Below are 17,684 nucleotides of genomic sequence, written 5' to 3'. Positions count from 1 at the left end.
ATTTTTCATACCCAATAATTTTAACAAATAATTATTGTAAAAGCAAGCAAGGAGTTAGGATTTCTTAAAGAATTCCTAACTCCTTATCTTAATTCGTAGTTTAGATCATCACTCTATTATTTTTAAGCCTATAATAGATAACTCCAATACTAATATAGATTTAGTTATTGCGAATGGCTTCAATCATATGAGCACGATCTTCAGCACCAAACACAGCAGAGCCAGCTACTAATACAGTAGCACCTGCTCTTTTGATGGGTACACATGTAATATCGTTGATACCACCATCTACTTCAATTACAGCCGTAGTATTATCTACTTCCTCTAACAATATCTTAGCTTGTTTAACCTTTTTAATGGCATTTTTAATAAAAGATTGTCCCCCAAAGCCCGGATTTACAGACATAATTAAAATCATATCTAAATCAGCAGCCACATCTTCTAACACGGATACTGGTGTGCTTGGATTTAAAGCAACACCAGCTTTCATACCACATTGCTTAATATGTTGGATTAAACGATGCATATGCGGTACTGTTTCTTGATGGAACGTAAAATATTCTACACCGATTTTTGCATATTCTTCTACATAGTCACCAGGGTTTGTAACCATTAAATGTACATCAAAAGGCAATTTTGTATATGGACGAATCGCTTTCACAATAGGAGCACCAAAGGTTAAGTTTGGCACAAAATGTCCATCCATAATGTCGATATGTAATAAGTCAGCCCCCGCTAATTCAATAGATTGTAACTCTTCGCTTAAGGTCGCAAAATTTGCGGAAAGCATTGATGGTGCAATTTTAATCATATTAAAACCTCTTTCGTTGACTTTCTATATCATTACGTATAGACATATAAGCGTCATATCGCCCTTGATGAATATGACCTGCTTCAAGAGCATCTTTAATGCCACATATTGGCTCATGTTCATGATAACATGGGTTAAATTTACAAACATCCACATATTCACTAAATTCTGGGAATAATGTAGGCAATCGCTCAAGAGATACATCATTGAACTCAATAGCACTAAATCCTGGTGTATCCATAATGAAGGAATCTGCATCTAAACTATATAGGGAAGCATGACGGGTAGTATGTTTACCACGTTTTATTTTGTCACTTACCTCACCAGTTTGAAAGGCAAACTTAGGATCTACCGCATTTAATAGGCTGCTTTTACCAACCCCAGATGGGCCTGCAAAGGCCGTTACCTTATGTTGCAGTACATGACGTAAATCTTCAATGCCTGTCATATCATAGGTGGATGTCATCAATACGTCGTAGCCGATTGATTTATAAAGCTCAACCATCGCTTCCGTATCGGAATCCATCAAATCACATTTATTGATACATAGCACGATAGGAATATCTGCATGTTCAATCATAACGAGCATTTTATTTAGTAAAAGCTCATTAATATCTGGCTCATGAGCTGCTACAACTAATACAACTTGATCAATATTAGCTACTGCAGGACGAACCATAGCATTATGACGTTCGTGGATGGATTCAACGAATCCATCCTCCGAAATCGTAACGCGGTCACCAACAAGTAGACTGTAGCGACCTTGCTTAAGTCTACCTCGAACTTTGCATTCATGAATAGTACTCGTATCATCTTGAACATAAAAGTAACCATTCATATTTTTGACAACAATACCTGTAATCATAGTACCTCTTATAATGCAGTCTCTTGTACTAATGCACCATTGAGATATACCTCAATACGCACATTACCTACGCCAGATACTTTACGAACGATACGATCACCAGGTTTATTGGTATCATCATAAATGACAGCAGAACCTTCATCGTCTTTCACAACGATTTTAAGTTCTTGATTTTTAGAACCAGATGGTACAGTAACATCTACAGTACCAGTTGTTTTATTGCTACTGCTTTCTTCTTTTTTCTCAGATTTCTTTTTATCTTCTTTGAATTCAGTAGTAAGGTTTAATGTGGAGCCTTCATCAATCTCATCACCAGCTTTAATACTTTGCTCAATGACTACAGATTTTTCCTCCACAGAGCCCGCTACTTGATTTACACCTAAATGAGCATTGCTCAAAGTATTGCGAGCATCTTTTAATGTCATACCTACAAGATTAGGTACTTTTACTTTTTTAGCTTTTGCCTTATTTACAACAAGATCAATTGTAGTACCTTTAGAAACTTTAGAATCCCCAGAAGGACTTTGAGCAATAACTACACCATCTTTTTTACCTTCTACAGATTGTTGTGTTATCTTACCTACAACTAAGCCAACATCTTTAAGTCTTTGGCGGGCTTGATCTACAGTTAAGTCAGATAAATCTGGTACTGTAATATCACCAACACCTTTAGAAACAACAAGGTGAATCGTACGTTGCTCCTTAACTTTTTCCCCAGCTCCAGGAGTTTGTGAAATGACTTGACCTGCTGGAACATCTGGGTTTGTAACCTCACTTGTAGATACACGTAAATGTTTATCTTCTAAAATATTTTTAGCCACAGATACTTGTTTACCTACAACATTAGGTACATCTACCGTTGTATTACTCCAGAAGTTACCATAGCTTAAGAAAGCTCCTAAAAATGCTACCAAGAAAATGACAGCAGCACCTAGAACGATGTATTTTTGTGGAATCGATGCAATTTTACTTAACATACTCTTCTTTTGACCCTCGTCTTTACGTTCTTCTTGAATAGTGCTGAAATCCTCAAGTGCTTCAGGATCAACAGCAGGAATCATTTGCGTAGCAAAGTCATATGGCTCATGACGCTGTGTTTTCCCCATCGTAAAGCCTTGAGATAATCGTAAATCACTAATCATATCTGAAATAGAATCAAAACGATCAGCAGGGTTCTTAGATAAGGCCTTTAAAACTACAGCTTCTAAAAGCGGTGGAATAGATGGATTATAACGTGTTGGCGGTGCCACCTTCTCACGAACATGCTTTAAGGCAACTGCGATAGGTGTTTCCCCTTCAAATGGCACGCGACCTGTGAGCATTTCATACAATACGACACCAAGTGAATAGATATCTGTATTACCATCTACAGGTTTTCCACTCGCTTGCTCAGGTGATAAATAGTGAGCAGAGCCTAAAATTGAATTCGTATACATAACTGTATTAGTAGCATTCATAGCACGAGCGATACCAAAGTCAGTTACTTTTACACGACCAGTCTGAGTAATAATTACATTATGCGGTTTTATGTCACAGTGAACAATGCCCATTGTATGAGCGTGTTCAAGACCTTCAGCTATGGCAATAGTAAACTTAACAGCCTCATCTATGGATAGTCTGCCATGACGAGTAATATATTCTTTTAAGGTTTCACCGTTTACATATTCCATGATGATATAGTGTAAATCTTGATCAAATCCTACATCATACATATTTACAATATTCGGATGATTTAATTTACCTGCAGCTTGCGCTTCTCGCTTAAAACGAGTTACGAATTCATCATCATTAGCAAAGTTTGCATGCAATACTTTAATTGCTACTTGTCTACCTAATAAGGTATCTTCTCCTAGGTATACGTCAGCCATTCCACCAACGCCAATTTTATCAACAATTCGGTAGCGGTTATCTAGAAGTATACCTTTTATATTCATAGTACTCATTATTTCTCCATTTCTAGATTAGATTGTTCCCACTACAATGGTCACATTATCTCCTGCTCCGACTTCATAAACAGTATCCATCAATGATTCAACAACCATCATGTTATCATCAGACGATTGCAATGCAGAGGCAATTACATCATCTGTTACATAGCCACTTAATCCATCAGTACAGAGTAAAATACGATCACCGGGAAGAATCGACTCAATGCCGCTATCAACCTCTAATACTTCATCGACACCGACAGCGCGTGTCAATAAATTACGTTGAGGGTGACTTAGCATTTCATCCTTTGTAATCTCTCCAGCAGTTAATAATTCTTGTACCATAGAATGATCCGTAGTAATTTGTCTTAAAAGACCATCCCTATATACATACAAACGACTATCACCAACACTTGCCCAATATAACTGATTATCTTTTATTGCTGTAACTACAGCGGTAGTGCCCATACCAGCAAGGCGTTCTTCACTAGCCACGCGATTAACAATGCGTTGATTAGCGTGAATGATAGCGTCGCATAAATCTTGTTGACCCACCGTTTCAAGGGAGGCCAAATATTCTCTTATTTCATCTACAGCATAAGTACTAGCGATTTCACCACCGCTATAACCACCCATGCCATCAGTGACAGCGCAAACGTTACCATCAATAAAGAAACGGTCTTCATTGCGCTGCCGCACAAGTCCAATTTTACTTAAACCAACAAAATTATTCATGATTCTCCTTTTTCCGACCATGAGCAGCTTTTAATTGCCCACATGCGGCTTGGATTGCATCGCCCATTTCCTTTCGTACCGTTACAGATACTCCATAGGAACCAACGATGTCTTTAAATGTATTCATATTCGTAATAGATGGTTTATATAATTCAATATGTTCATTGCCGTTAACAGGAATTAAGTTAACATGACAATTTGGAAAATCCTTACAGATTTGTCCCAATGCATGAGCCTCCTCCATAGATGCATTTACAGAATCTATGAGGATATACTCAAAGGTGATACGACGTTGTGTTGTATCATAATAATATTTTACCGCATCTAAGACTTCCGTCAATTCATAACGGGCACCAACGGGCATGATACTACGACGTACTTCATTATTTGTAGCATGTAATGAAAGGGCCAACGTTATAGGCAAACCTTCATCGGCTAATTTATAAATATTAGGAACCCAACCACAAGTTGAAATAGTCATCTTACGATAACTAATATTACAAATCACTGGATCATGTAACAATTGCAAAGCTTGTAACACATTATCATAATTTTGTAATGGCTCCCCTGCCCCCATAACAACAACAGAATGTATTTGTTCTTTAGTAAGGGCACCAAAAATAACGACTTGACCAAGGATTTCAGCCACTGTTAAGTCGCGGTATAAGCCACCTTGTGTAGAGGCACAGAATACACAGCCCATAGCACAGCCTACTTGTGATGAAACACATACGGAGTAACCATAATGTTGCTCCATTAAAACAGCTTCTACTCGGCTTTGATCTGTCATCTCCAATAGGATTTTTCTAGTCTTTCCATCTGGAGATATAGACTCTGTAATTAATGTAGGCAAAGAGATAACACAATTATCACTTAACCATTGACGCAATTCTTTTGGGAATTGTGTCATTTCTTGAAAATCGAACACATATCTATGATAGATATAGTCGATCAACTGTTTCGCTCGAAACTTTTGTATATTATGGGTCTTAAAGATAGATTGTAATTCTTCTAAAGACTTACCCAATAATTCTATCATGGTACTCCATTTCTTATATTATGATAGGCGTTTCATACGAGCCATAAAGAATCCATCCATATGATCTCGCGGAGGATATGTCGAAATCATACCATCTGTAGCCGGTGGCAACCCTTCATAGGATACAGGGTCGATAACAAAGTTCTTATGAGTTGCTAGGAATTTTTCCAATACATCCTCATTTTCACCGCTATTGATAGTACATGTGGAATATACTAAATAGCCATTAACCTTAACCATTTCAGATGCTTTTTCTAAAATTTCTAGCTGTAATGGAGGTAATTCATTTAGCAAGTCCTCTGTTTTACGCCAACGCATATCTAATTTCTTTTGTAATATGCCAAGGCCAGAACATGGGGCATCAACTAAGACACGATCAAATTGTTCCTTCCAATTATCGGGTAAATATCGACCATCTTGTAATTTAGTAGAAACAATAGATACGCCTAATCGTTCTGCATTCTGATTCATAAGATCTAACTTATGGTCATAAATGTCACAACTCATAATAGCGCCCGTATTATTCATAAGGCTTGCCATATGCATAGACTTACCACCTGGTGCGGCACAGCAATCTAAAATACGGTCCCCTGGTTGAGGATCTACTACATGGGCAACGAGCATAGACGCTTTATCCATAAAGGTAATATGGCCTTCTATAACTGGTTTTGCTTTTTCTAAGTGCCCTTGGTGACTATTAATATACACTACTTCAGGAATATCTTTATCTTGTTCAATAGTCCATCCTAGATTTTGTAGTTCTTTTATACAATCCTCGATTGATACTTTCACCGTATTAATACGTGCTGTTAAACGAGGTTGTTCATTGAACCAAGCACATAGGTCTACGGTCTTATCTTTGCCAATTTCATTCATCCACAAATTGACAAGCCATAACGGTTGATTGTAGATGAAAGAAATCTCTTCGGCTTCAGACTTAGCAAGTTCACCAATAGAAATACTATCGCATTCACGCAAAACGGATCTCAATACAGCGTTTACAAAACCAGATAATCCTCGTGTTAACTTCTTAGCAAGTTTGACAGATTCATTGACCGCCGCACTTTCAGGAACCTTATCCATGTAGATAATTTGATAAATCCCAAGTCTAAGGATTTCCACAACCATAGAAGAAAGTTTCTTCAAAGGTCGTTTTGCAAAGTGAACAATTATGGCATCCAAATAATTTTTTCTACGAATAACACCATATACAAGTTCTGTAAAAAACCGTCGATCCAAATCGGATAAATGATATTTTTGTAAATACTCTTGCAACTTAATATTTGCATAAGCACCATTACGATTAATATCGCTCAATGCTTTCACAGCAAGCAACCGAATATTCTGTTGTTGGTTATTCTTTACTTCTAACATCACTATTCCTACCAATCAATTGTTCTACTACTGCACGAACACGTTCAGGATCTACGGTTGTATTACAACACGGCCCATTAGGACGTTCATTTAATACGCCAATAACTGGGATGGGAAATACATCAGCCATACCGCTTGCTAAATCTCGTTCGCAAGCTATTGCTACAATAGCTTTTGGCCGCGCTTCCTTTACCTTCATTCGTGCTAAAGTACCTCCAGTGACAACTATAAATTGACACCCGTAGTCTTTAGCCACTTGTAATAAGCTACCAACTTGACATCGCCCACACTGCTTACAGTTGTATACGTCATGTGTAACCTTATGAACACACGAGCTTTCTTGTAGACAATGTGGCGTCAATAATAATATACGTTCTGGATCAACCGTATACATATCAAGCATCACAAGATGATTAATTAAATCAATCATAGACTGACGAAGTTGATCCTTAGTAACCCCTCTCACCTTACCGATAGCCAAGGTTAATGGAAATAGTCCATATATAAACTGATTGGCTAATCTTAAAACAATAGGATGTAACCGAATAATACCTAAAGTTGCAACAATAAGGGATAAACACAATAACCATATAATACCTATCAGAATAGAAAGAACTATACTACTCATAACAGGTGCAATAGGATGTAATTGTAATAACCCAGGTTCTAATACATACATTAGAAAACCAAGTACTGCAGTGAGCAAAGCACATGTAATAGTTGATAATATTAGGTATAACGGATACGTTTCGTACTGTTTAATTTGAGTCCCCAAAAACGATACCTTCCTTTATCTGATGTCCATTAATAAAATCTGTAGCAGAAATGCGCTTTTTATTTTCTGGTTGGACTTCTGTTAATAAAATTATATTTCCATCACCACAAAATACACCTAAACCGTCTATTTTAGATACGATTGTACCAGGCACAGTGGTGACTGATATAGCAATTGGTACATGTTTACCACGGATATCTATCAAACAGTGAGTCGTATCACTTGGAACCACTTCTCCAGACCATATTTTTAAACGTTTTCCATCGAGATAAGTATAACATCCAGGTGCTGGATTAAGTCCTCTAATGAGATTTACAATTTCATTTGCTGGCTTAGACCAGTCTATTTGCCCCATTTCTTTTGTAATCTTAGCAGTATGTGTAGCCATTGTATCATCTTGTGGCGTCGCCACAATTTCCCCATTAACCCAACGAGTTAATACGGGAACAATTGTTTCACCACCAAGCACCGCTATACGTTCAAATAACTGTCCTGTCGTTTCACCAGGTAAAATATCAGTCTCCACGATATCGATAATATCACCAGTATCAAGTCCGTCATCCATGTGCATAATGGTAACACCTGTTTTAGTATCCCCATTTAGAATGGCATAGTGAATCGGCGCAGCCCCTCTATACTTAGGCAAAACAGAAGCATGTACATTGATACACCCATATTGAGGTAATCGAATTAGCCATGGCGGTAAGATTTTACCATATGCAATAACTACTACTACATCAGGTTTTAATGCTTCTAATTCTGCTTGCACTTGTTCATCCCGTAAAGTAACAGGTTGATAAACAGGCAAATTATGTTCTAAGGCAGCTACCTTTACTGGTGGCATTTGAACTTGTTTGCCACGACCCTTTTGTTTATCTGGCTGACAGTACACACCAACAATAGTATGTCCTGCTTGAATTAGCGCTTCTAAAGTGGGAACAGAAAAGTCTGGCGTTCCCATAAAGACAACACGTAAAGGATTATGATTAGACAATTTCTTTCTCCTCTGGATGCTCTGCAATCAATCGTAAGTTTGTCGCTTTTTCTATAAATAAATGACCCTCTAAATGATCGATTTCATGCTGGAAAATACGAGCCAAGAAGCCTTCCGCTTTAATAGTAACCTTTTTGTTATGTGGATCAATACCTTTAACGGTGATCTTATTAAAACGTTCTACATCTCCATAATAACCAGGTACACTTAAACACCCTTCAGGGCCTACTTGAGAGCCTTCAGCATGTGTAATTTCAGGATTAATTAATACAATAAGGCCACTACCAACTTGATCGTCTACTACGATAATTCGTTTAGAAACAGCTACTTGGGGCGCAGCTAGACCTACACCTTCCGTTTTATACATAGTTTCAGCCATATCATCGATAAGGGCTCTAAGTTTTTTATTAACATGTTCTACAGGTTCCGCTACTTGTTTCAAAACGGGATGACCTGCTTTTACAACATCTAATACTGCCATTGACACTCCTATACTACACAGGATCCACGTCAATCAGAAGCCCTTCTTGCGTGAAAATCCATGAGTTATATATATATTCTTTCAAATTCGTTAAATCAGTACCACGGATCATAATCGCTAAGCGATACATGTCCCGTACCTTTTTTATAGTTGCTTCGTAAGGACCATTAATAAGAATATCTTCATCCCCTTTATGAGCCTCCAAATCATCTACTATTCGATTTGCAATGGACTCTAAGGTCTCCATATCTTGATGACGCACTACCATGTGAATCATTTCTCTAAATGGAGGATATCCTAAAGCTTTTCTATTTTGAATTTCTTCATGGTAAAAGCCTACATAATCATGAGCCTTACTCTTTATTATAGCATAATTTAACGGATTATATGTTTGTATTACAACACTACCGGTTTTATCCCCTCGACCAGCTCGTCCAGAAGTTTGGGTAAGCAAATCAAAAGTTCTTTCAGAAGCAGTATACACAGGAATATTTAAAACCGAATCAGCTGTTAAAATACCAACCGCTGTTACATCTTTAAAGTCATGCCCTTTAGATACCATTTGGGTTCCCAATAAAATATCGTATTTATGAGCTCCAAAGTCATGTAAGATGTCTTCTGCCATTTGTTTGTTTTTAGTTACGTCTTGATCAAGGCGGGCAATGCGAGCCGATTTAAAATGACGTCGCAACTCTTCCTCTACCTTTTGTGTACCTGAGCCAAAGAATTTAATGCGTTTACTATTACACTTTGGACAAACCGTAGGAATCGGTTCGTGATGTTCACAATAGTGACAGCGCAATTCCTCACCTGATTGATGATAGACCATCGCTACATCACAATGAGGGCACATAATAGTTTCCCCGCAATCGCGACACATTACAAAGGTACTATAACCACGTCTATTCAACAGAATAATCATTTGATTATGTTCATGTAATGTTTTCTGAATCAACCGACTCATAGCGTCAGAAAAAACAGAATAATTGCCATGGAGGATTTCTTCCTTCATATCAACAATAGTTACCTTTGGCATGGGTTGTTCAAAAATACGATGAGGTAACTCGAGTAAATGATACTCTCCATGCTTGGCTTTATAGTAAGAAGTAATAGCTGGTGTAGCAGAACCTAAAATCACAGGACAATCATGTGCTTCACCACGCCATAAGGCAACATTACGGGCATGGTATCGAACCATATCTTCTTGTTTATAAGATGTATCATGTTCTTCATCCACAACAATAAGACCGATATCCTCAGCAGGAGCAAACACAGCCGAACGGGCACCAATAATGATATGACTATCCTTACGACGCAACCGTTCCCAATTATTATTGCGTTGTTGTACCGTCAATTTACTATGGAATACGACAACTTCATCGCCAAAGGTTTCCACAAAGCGTCGCACAATTTGATCGGTCAATATAATTTCAGGCACCAAGATAATAGCAGTCTTATCTTGACTAATACATTTTGCTGTAGCTCGTAAATATAATTGAGTTTTACCGCTACCAGTTACACCATGAAGTAAGAAGGTTTTATGCTCATGACTATTCATAGCCTCTTGTATAGGCTCATATACGGCTTGTTGAGCTTGAGTAAGAGGAATATTAACCTCTTCCGTTAAAAGCTCTGTAAAGGTCGTTTTTGTAGCTTTAAAACGTGATTCAATAGTAATCCCTTTAGCTTCACTTACTTGCTTTATAACCATGCGAGAAAAGCCTTTAGCTAATAATAGTGCCTTGGACGCACCACCGACTTCAAGTAAGTATTGCGCTAATTCACGTTGTTTCTTTTTTCGATCACTAAATTGATCTATTGAAAAATCAGGCATAACTACAAGCCATTCTTCTTTTGGTGCCTCATAGGATTTCAATGTTTTATTTACTGTAAATAATCGTAGTGCATCACCATAAGAAAAAAGATAATACTCATTTAAACGTCGTGCCGTATCCATCATTTCTGGTGTAAACCAAGGCTCACTATCTAATACTTGCACTATATTTCGCAACGTGAACTCAGGTGGCTCAACTAATTCTTCATAACCAATGAGGATCCCTTCTTCACGACTATGACCTAAAGGAATGAGTACGCGAGTACCAGGTAGGACATTACCAAACTTTTCAGGCATTAGATAGCTCAATGGTTTATGAAGTTGTTTGGCAGGTCTGTTGATAATAACTTGTGCTACACGCATAGACTCATATCCTTTCATTTACTATAAAAGGTCTCAGTAGAAATTCTACTAAGACCTTTTGTATTATAAGCCAGCTTCAGCTTTTAAAATTGCTGCTTTGTCAGTACGTTCCCAAGGTAAATCTACATCAGTTCTACCAAAGTGACCATACGCTGCAGTTTTGCGATAATGAGGTTTTAACAAATCAAGCATTTCGATGATACCTGCTGGACGAAGGTCGAAATGTTTCTTAACGAGTTCTTGAATTTTGGTTTCCTCAATGCGAGCTGTACCAAACGTATCTACCAATACAGATACAGGATGCGCAACGCCAATAGCGTAAGCAACTTGTACTTCACATTTATCAGCAAGACCTGCTGCTACAACGTTTTTAGCTACATAACGAGCTGCATATGCTGCAGAACGGTCTACTTTAGATGGATCTTTACCAGAGAAAGCACCACCACCATGACGAGCCATACCACCGTAAGTATCTACAATGATTTTACGGCCAGTTAAACCAGCATCACCATGAGGGCCACCGATTACGAAACGACCAGTTGGATTGATGAAGTATTTAGTATTTTCATCAACAAATTCTGCAGGTAAAGCCGCATCGATAACATAGCGTTTCAAATCAGTTTTAATTTGTTCTTGAGTTACTTCAGGGCTATGTTGTGTGGAGATAACAATTGTATCAATACGTTTAGGTTTACCATCAACATATTCAACAGTAACTTGAGTTTTACCATCTGGACGAAGATATGTTAAAGTGCCATCTTTACGAACTTCCGCCAGACGACGGGACAAGCGGTGTGCCAAAGAAATTGGTAGAGGCATGAGTTCAGGTGTTTCATTAGATGCATAACCAAACATCATACCTTGGTCACCAGCACCGATTTTATCAAGTGCTTCACCATTACCTTCTTTAGATTCAAGTGCTTCATCAACGCCCATAGCGATATCAGCAGACTGTTCATCAATGGATACAAGGACACCACAAGTATCACAGTCAAAACCGAATTTTGCACGTGTATAACCGATTTCACGAACTGTATCACGTACGATGCGAGGGATATCTACATAAGTGTGAGTAGAAATTTCACCTACTACATGTACTAGACCAGTAGTAACTAAAGTTTCACAAGCTACACGAGCAGTTGGATCCTTTTCAATAATCGCATCCAAAACAGCATCAGAAATTTGGTCAGCTATTTTATCTGGATGGCCTTCAGTAACAGATTCAGAAGTAAAAAACATATGTTTTTCAGCCATTTTATCCTCCTAATACGAAAAAAAGCCTCTCATGTACTCATGAGAGACCCTCCCATCTAACGACATTTGTCATAGGAATTAGCACCTTTTCCCCTTGGAATGGTTGCTGTAGCTTCACAGGGCCTATCCCTCCGCTACTCTTGATGAGTTACAGAATTATTATAGTGTATTTACAGTGAGAAAGCAAGTCATTATTATACTTCTTTACCATCTTTCAAGGCTAAATCATGTTCAGCTTTATGAAAGGCACTGTCGAACAGTCGATACATATGATGACGTCCTAGAACATCTAAAAAGTCAGATTTATACATTTCTCTACGAATATCGTAACTCACATCGCTAAGTAAAACTTCAATGTCTCTCTTTTGAAGTTCTTCTATGATGCCTCGCAGAATACGTAATCCCGTCAAATCTACAAAGGGTACTTTTACAAAACGAATAATTAAATATTTTGGATCTTTATGTATAGAACTTAATGCTCTGTCAAAAGCACTGATAGCACCAAAGAATAAAGGTCCTTCCACGGTATATACCATAATGTCAGGATGAAGTGTTATTTCGTGCTTAATTTGTTCAGATAATTCAGCACAACTCGCTTCATGGACATCGATAGTATTAACCATTTTACGCATAAACTGTAAGACTGCAAGAACCACACCAACGTTTACAGCAACTACCAAATCGGTAAAAATCGTTAAGAAAAAGGTGAGCAATAAGATTATCTGATCTGGTCTTGGTGCTAATATGAGCATTCGTATAAAACGCGGTGCATCACTCATATTATAAGATACTACAAACAATATTGCTGCCATAGATGCTAATGGAATGTAGACAGCATAAGGAGCTAAAAATAATAAAATAGCCCCTAATGTAATAGCGTGAACAATACCTGCTATTGGAGAATTACCGCCTTGCCGAATATTGGTAGCCGTTCGAGCAATTGCACCTGTGGATGCAATACCGCCGAACAAAGGTGCAAAAATATTGGCTAACCCTTGTCCAAATAGCTCCGTATTAGACTCATGCTTAGTACCACTCATACCATCTGCCACTACTGCAGACAATAAGGACTCAATAGCACCTAGCATGGCAATTGTAAAAGCTGGACCAATTAATGTCAAGATTTTATCAACATCAAAGTGTGGCACAGAAAATGCTGGCAAACCTTGTGGAATACCACCAAAAGCACTACCTATAGTCAAAACGGTAGGAAACTGATAAACAGCTTGTATGACTGTAGCGACCATCATGGCTACAATGGGAGCTGGAACTTTATTAATATAAGGAATTTTCGGCAAAACTAATAAAATGATTAAACTCAGTAAAGCAATCCCTAAGGTTGGTATATCAGAATACGGCAATGATTGAATCATAGCCCATAATTTTTCATGGAAATGAGGTATATACGGTAACTGAGGGAATCCAAAGAAGTATGGCCATTGACCTACCCAAATAGTAACACCGATACCCGCAGTAAAGCCCATAATAACCGGCGTTGGTATAAATCTAATAACAGTACCTAATTTGGCTATACTCATTAAAATAAGCATAACGCCAGCCATCATGGTTGCAATTTGTAAGCCATCAAAACCATAATTAACGACGATACTGCTCAATAAGACAATAAACGCTCCTGTAGGCCCTGCTATTTGTACGGGTGAGCCGCCAAACAAAGATACAAAGATACCGGCAATGATAGCCGTATAAATACCAGCTTGAGGTGTTACACCACTTGCGATAGCAAAAGCCATGGCTAAAGGTAAGGCTACAACTCCTACCACTAAGCCAGCAATAATATTATTACTCCATTTATCTTTACTTAAGGATCCATTTAAATATGCTTTTTGAATAGCAAACATATAAATAACACACCTTTCTCAAACTACACACAAAAAATTTGATATTAGGGGTGTTTATTTGCTACTAACTCAACTACTTCTTTCATAATATATTGAGCTAATTCAGATTTCTTCATATTAGCCATTTCTTTAGGCTCTTTATCAGGATATAAGAAATAACCTTCGTTTGTATCTACGTTAAATCCAGCATTAGATTTGCTTACATCGTTCGCTACAAGCATATCTAAGTTTTTTCTTGCTACTTTATCTTGACCATACTTAATTACATGCTCTGTTTCTGCCGCAAAGCCAACAAGGATTTGATGTTCTTTATGAGAGCCTAAACCTTGTAAAATATCTGGATTTTTTACAAGCTCCAGCGTCATAGATTCCATTTTCTTAATCTTTTGCTCCGCTTTATGAAGTACTCTAAAATCGGAAACCGCTGCCGCCATAACCACAACATCTACATTTTTATATCTAGATTCAACAGCTTCTTGCATGGAAAGTGCAGAATCTACTGGAACAAATTCAACACCACTTGGTACTGATAAAGATGTAGGGGCACTCACTAAAATGACATTCGCACCCATTCGTACAGCTTGTTCAGCAATAGCATATCCCATTTTACCGCTAGAACGATTTCCAATATAACGAACTGGATCTATATTCTCCTGAGTACCACCAGCAGTGACAAGCACTGTAGTACCTTCAAGTTCAGAAGTTTTACACAGTTGGGCTTCTAGCCATTCTACAATAGCTACAGGCTCTGGCAAGCGACCAACACCTGTAACGCCACAAGCAAGCCAACCTTCAGCTGGTTCCATAATATGATAACCCAAGGAACGTAGACCTTCTAGGTTACGTTGCGTAATTGGATTGTTATACATTTCTGTATTCATAGCAGGGCAAATATATTTAGGTGCTGTAGTTGCCATAATAGTAGTAGTCAACATATCATCTGCAATACCAGCATAGATTTTACCGATTACATTAGCTGTAGCTGGTACTACTACATACGCATCAGCCCATGTAGCCAATGCAATATGCTCCACATCCCATTGATGCACTTGTTCAAACATGTCTAATGCTACAGGGTGACCACTAATCTCACCAAAGGTCAATGGTGATGCAATATTCGTAGCATTACGAGTCATCACAACCTTGACCTCTGCCCCTTTTTTACGAAGACGACTAACCACTTCAATTGCCTTATATGCTGCAATACCAGCAGAGACTGCGACAATGATATGTTTTCCGCGCATGTTCTTCTCCTTTTAAAAATTCCTTGTATCAAGGATACAAGGAATTGATTTATCTTATTTAATGCCTTCTTTAGTACGTTTATACGTCACTTCACCTTCGGCAATTTCATAGAATGCCAAGGAAACAGGCTTGTCAGTTGCATGTGTAGATTCAGCTAAGCATGGTTCACCATCTGTTAGTTCACGAGCTCGTTTAGCTGCCAATGTTACCAAAGTGTATTTGCTATCTACTTGACTTTCCAATTTTTTCAATGGAGGTTTTACCATCATACTATCACTTCTCCTTAGACTCTTTATATTGTTTATAAATAAATTGAATTTGCTCTTTATTGCGACTAATCTTACAGGATTCAGCCCGTAAAATAGATGCAACCTTCTCTGACGCATCTGCAAGATCATCATTTACAACTATATAGTCATATCGATGAGCTAATGCCAATTCAGAACAAGCTAATGACAATCGTTTATCAATAACCTCTTTTGCATCAGTACCACGATTATGTAATCGTTCAGATAATTCAGTTAAGGATGGCGGTACAATATAAATAAATACGGCATCACTAAAGCGTTCCTTAACTTGCATAGCACCTTGAATATCAATTTCTAATAGTACACTTTTACCATCATCTAATAAATCCATTACATGTTGTTTAGGCGTACCATAGTAATTATCATATACCTTTGCATACTCCAAGAATGCATCTTCACTGAGTAAAATCTCAAATTCCTCCTTGGAGCGGAAGAAATAGTTAACCCCTTCCTCTTCACCAACACGCGCTGCACGTGTGGTCATAGAAACGGAATAAACTAAATTAGGCATTTCTTTACGAATATTCGCACAAATCGTACCTTTACCTGCGCCAGATGGCCCGGATATAACGATTAATAATCCTCTGTCTGACATATGTACTCCTATGATTCCACTGTATCTACATCTACATCATGTTGCACAAGTCGATGTGCTACGGTTTCCGGTTGAATTGCAGATAATACAATTTGACCACTATCCATAACTAATACAGCACGAGTCTTACGACCATATGTAGCATCAATGAGCAGGCCCTTATCTCTAGCATCTTGAACCATTCGCTTAATCGGTGCAGATTCAGGACTAATGATAGCCATAACACGGTTCGCAGATACCATATTACCAAAGCCTATATTCAGCAATTGAATACTCATTCATGGACCTCCTATTACTCTACATTCTGTACTTGTTCTCTAATTTTCTCTAACTCACATTTAAGTTGAACCACAAACTCTGTAATATTGGAATCCATAGCCTTGGATCCAATTGTATTTACTTCACGATTCATTTCTTGCAAAATAAAATCGACCTTTCGACCGATTGGATTTTCATCTGTAAGTGTGTTTTTTAATTGTACCACATGTGAGCTGAATCGGACAATCTCTTCAGTAATATCAGTCTTATCAGCTAATATAGCAATTTCCTGTAGAAAACGCTCTTCGCTGATACTTGATTCTAAAGAAACTAAATACTCTTGAATTTTACTTCTAATATGTTCACGATACGCTTCTACAGCACCAGATTTATTAGTATCAATATGAGAAATAATATTTTCTAGTGTGGCGATACGGCTCACTAAATCTTGTTGAATATGTTCACCTTCCACAGTTCGCATAGCAATCAAAGCATCTAATGCAAAACCTGTAGATTCTTTCACTATATCAGAAAGTACCTCTTCTGCAATGGGAGTATCTTGTTGTTGAATCCAATCATTAGAAATTGAATTTACAGCTTGTAATGGTACCTTTTTAGGATCATCATAAAATTCTTCTTGAACGAGCAATTCTTGAATTTGTTTTCTTAATACACTATTTATAGTAAAAGTTTTAGGTCTCTCACCTGCATCTTGAATAGAAACCGATACCTCTACCTTACCGCGATTTATACGATCTTGTACCATCCCACGAATGATACTTTCAAAAGGATTCATTTGTTTTGGACAACGTATAAATAAATCCAAGAAACGTGCATTGACGGACTTAATTTCTATCGTACAGGTAATGCCATCTTTGGTTGCTGTACCAGAACCAAAACCGGTCATACTTTTCATAAGATATCCTCCTTAGTAGTTTTTATTATTGTACCACGAATTACACAATC

The 17,684-nt window shown here is 37.8% G+C and carries 17 protein-coding genes and 1 riboswitch; all 17 genes read right to left on the bottom strand.

Going from position 1 to position 17,684, the window contains the following annotated elements; all coding sequences use genetic code 11:
• Positions 1–160: 160 nt before the first annotated feature.
• Positions 161–811, bottom strand: a complete 651-nt coding sequence (gene rpe, locus VEHSUH06_RS04805; RefSeq protein ID WP_105097963.1) for a ribulose-phosphate 3-epimerase — start codon at positions 809–811, stop codon at positions 161–163.
• Position 812: 1 nt separating this feature from the next.
• Positions 813–1,676, bottom strand: a complete 864-nt coding sequence (rsgA, locus tag VEHSUH06_RS04800; RefSeq protein ID WP_105097962.1) for a ribosome small subunit-dependent GTPase A — start codon at positions 1,674–1,676, stop codon at positions 813–815.
• Between the two features lie 8 nt (positions 1,677–1,684).
• Positions 1,685–3,610 (bottom strand): Stk1 family PASTA domain-containing Ser/Thr kinase, encoded by a 1,926-nt coding sequence (pknB, locus tag VEHSUH06_RS04795; RefSeq protein ID WP_199179735.1) that lies wholly within the window; start codon positions 3,608–3,610, stop codon positions 1,685–1,687.
• A gap of 27 nt (positions 3,611–3,637) precedes the next feature.
• Positions 3,638–4,339: a Stp1/IreP family PP2C-type Ser/Thr phosphatase gene (locus tag VEHSUH06_RS04790; protein ID WP_009351475.1), complete on the bottom strand. Its 702-nt coding sequence runs from the start codon at positions 4,337–4,339 to the stop codon at positions 3,638–3,640.
• Positions 4,332–5,378: a 23S rRNA (adenine(2503)-C(2))-methyltransferase RlmN gene (gene rlmN, locus VEHSUH06_RS04785; RefSeq protein WP_105097960.1), complete on the bottom strand. Its 1,047-nt coding sequence runs from the start codon at positions 5,376–5,378 to the stop codon at positions 4,332–4,334. Before rlmN ends, VEHSUH06_RS04790 begins: the two co-directional genes overlap by 8 nt.
• 18 nt (positions 5,379–5,396) lie before the next feature.
• Complete coding sequence (rsmB, locus tag VEHSUH06_RS04780; RefSeq protein WP_105097959.1) at positions 5,397–6,752, bottom strand: 16S rRNA (cytosine(967)-C(5))-methyltransferase RsmB; 1,356 nt, start codon at positions 6,750–6,752, stop codon at positions 5,397–5,399.
• On the bottom strand, positions 6,733–7,527 hold the full coding sequence (locus tag VEHSUH06_RS04775; protein WP_105097958.1) for a DUF116 domain-containing protein: 795 nt from the start codon (positions 7,525–7,527) through the stop codon (positions 6,733–6,735). Before VEHSUH06_RS04775 ends, rsmB begins: the two co-directional genes overlap by 20 nt.
• Positions 7,511–8,521 (bottom strand): methionyl-tRNA formyltransferase, encoded by a 1,011-nt coding sequence (gene fmt, locus VEHSUH06_RS04770; RefSeq protein WP_105097957.1) that lies wholly within the window; start codon positions 8,519–8,521, stop codon positions 7,511–7,513. Before fmt ends, VEHSUH06_RS04775 begins: the two co-directional genes overlap by 17 nt.
• A complete protein-coding gene (gene def, locus VEHSUH06_RS04765; protein WP_105097956.1) occupies positions 8,514–9,002 on the bottom strand; it encodes a peptide deformylase in 489 nt (162 codons plus the stop codon). Before def ends, fmt begins: the two co-directional genes overlap by 8 nt.
• Positions 9,003–9,015: 13 nt before the next feature.
• Entirely contained in the window at positions 9,016–11,199 is a 2,184-nt protein-coding gene (priA, locus tag VEHSUH06_RS04760) for a primosomal protein N' (RefSeq protein ID WP_105097955.1), read from the bottom strand.
• A gap of 63 nt (positions 11,200–11,262) precedes the next feature.
• Complete coding sequence (gene metK / locus VEHSUH06_RS04755; RefSeq protein ID WP_009351502.1) at positions 11,263–12,453, bottom strand: methionine adenosyltransferase; 1,191 nt, start codon at positions 12,451–12,453, stop codon at positions 11,263–11,265.
• 49 nt (positions 12,454–12,502) lie between these two features.
• Positions 12,503–12,603, bottom strand: a riboswitch (SAM riboswitch).
• A 44-nt stretch (positions 12,604–12,647) separates the two neighbouring features.
• Positions 12,648–14,312: a SulP family inorganic anion transporter gene (locus VEHSUH06_RS04750; protein ID WP_105097954.1), complete on the bottom strand. Its 1,665-nt coding sequence runs from the start codon at positions 14,310–14,312 to the stop codon at positions 12,648–12,650.
• Positions 14,313–14,356: 44 nt separating this feature from the next.
• Positions 14,357–15,556: a bifunctional phosphopantothenoylcysteine decarboxylase/phosphopantothenate--cysteine ligase CoaBC gene (gene coaBC, locus VEHSUH06_RS04745; protein ID WP_105097953.1), complete on the bottom strand. Its 1,200-nt coding sequence runs from the start codon at positions 15,554–15,556 to the stop codon at positions 14,357–14,359.
• Positions 15,557–15,610: 54 nt separating this feature from the next.
• The gene (gene rpoZ, locus VEHSUH06_RS04740; RefSeq protein ID WP_004695660.1) at positions 15,611–15,826 is read right to left on the bottom strand and encodes a DNA-directed RNA polymerase subunit omega; all 216 of its coding nucleotides are present in this window, start codon (positions 15,824–15,826) and stop codon (positions 15,611–15,613) included.
• A gap of 4 nt (positions 15,827–15,830) precedes the next feature.
• Positions 15,831–16,460, bottom strand: a complete 630-nt coding sequence (gene gmk / locus VEHSUH06_RS04735) for a guanylate kinase (RefSeq protein ID WP_105097952.1) — start codon at positions 16,458–16,460, stop codon at positions 15,831–15,833.
• A gap of 8 nt (positions 16,461–16,468) precedes the next feature.
• The gene (gene remA / locus VEHSUH06_RS04730) at positions 16,469–16,738 is read right to left on the bottom strand and encodes an extracellular matrix/biofilm regulator RemA (RefSeq protein ID WP_004695657.1); all 270 of its coding nucleotides are present in this window, start codon (positions 16,736–16,738) and stop codon (positions 16,469–16,471) included.
• 14 nt (positions 16,739–16,752) lie between these two features.
• On the bottom strand, positions 16,753–17,634 hold the full coding sequence (locus VEHSUH06_RS04725) for a YicC/YloC family endoribonuclease (protein WP_105097951.1): 882 nt from the start codon (positions 17,632–17,634) through the stop codon (positions 16,753–16,755).
• Positions 17,635–17,684 lie beyond the last annotated feature (50 nt).

It is taken from the genome of Veillonella sp. S13053-19 (genome assembly GCF_002959835.1).
GTDB lineage: Bacteria > Bacillota > Negativicutes > Veillonellales > Veillonellaceae > Veillonella > Veillonella rogosae.
This window is presented reverse-complemented; position numbering and strand designations above follow the sequence as displayed.

Bases quoted from the DNA above. Each gene is read 5' to 3' on its own strand.
- rpoZ (WP_004695660.1), bottom strand. From the start codon at position 15,826: ATGATGGTAAAACCTCCATTGAAAAAATTGGAAAGTCAAGTAGATAGC.
- priA (WP_105097955.1), bottom strand. From the start codon at position 11,199: ATGCGTGTAGCACAAGTTATTATCAACAGACCTGCCAAACAACTTCAT.
- VEHSUH06_RS04750 (WP_105097954.1), bottom strand. From the start codon at position 14,312: ATGTTTGCTATTCAAAAAGCATATTTAAATGGATCCTTAAGTAAAGAT.
- pknB (WP_199179735.1), bottom strand. From the start codon at position 3,610: ATGAATATAAAAGGTATACTTCTAGATAACCGCTACCGAATTGTTGAT.
- rlmN (WP_105097960.1), bottom strand. From the start codon at position 5,378: ATGATAGAATTATTGGGTAAGTCTTTAGAAGAATTACAATCTATCTTT.
- rsmB (WP_105097959.1), bottom strand. From the start codon at position 6,752: ATGTTAGAAGTAAAGAATAACCAACAACAGAATATTCGGTTGCTTGCT.
- VEHSUH06_RS04725 (WP_105097951.1), bottom strand. From the start codon at position 17,634: ATGAAAAGTATGACCGGTTTTGGTTCTGGTACAGCAACCAAAGATGGC.
- coaBC (WP_105097953.1), bottom strand. From the start codon at position 15,556: ATGCGCGGAAAACATATCATTGTCGCAGTCTCTGCTGGTATTGCAGCA.
- VEHSUH06_RS04790 (WP_009351475.1), bottom strand. From the start codon at position 4,339: ATGAATAATTTTGTTGGTTTAAGTAAAATTGGACTTGTGCGGCAGCGC.
- rpe (WP_105097963.1), bottom strand. From the start codon at position 811: ATGATTAAAATTGCACCATCAATGCTTTCCGCAAATTTTGCGACCTTA.
- rsgA (WP_105097962.1), bottom strand. From the start codon at position 1,676: ATGATTACAGGTATTGTTGTCAAAAATATGAATGGTTACTTTTATGTT.
- metK (WP_009351502.1), bottom strand. From the start codon at position 12,453: ATGGCTGAAAAACATATGTTTTTTACTTCTGAATCTGTTACTGAAGGC.
- def (WP_105097956.1), bottom strand. From the start codon at position 9,002: ATGGCAGTATTAGATGTTGTAAAAGCAGGTCATCCCGTTTTGAAACAA.
- remA (WP_004695657.1), bottom strand. From the start codon at position 16,738: ATGAGTATTCAATTGCTGAATATAGGCTTTGGTAATATGGTATCTGCG.
- gmk (WP_105097952.1), bottom strand. From the start codon at position 16,460: ATGTCAGACAGAGGATTATTAATCGTTATATCCGGGCCATCTGGCGCA.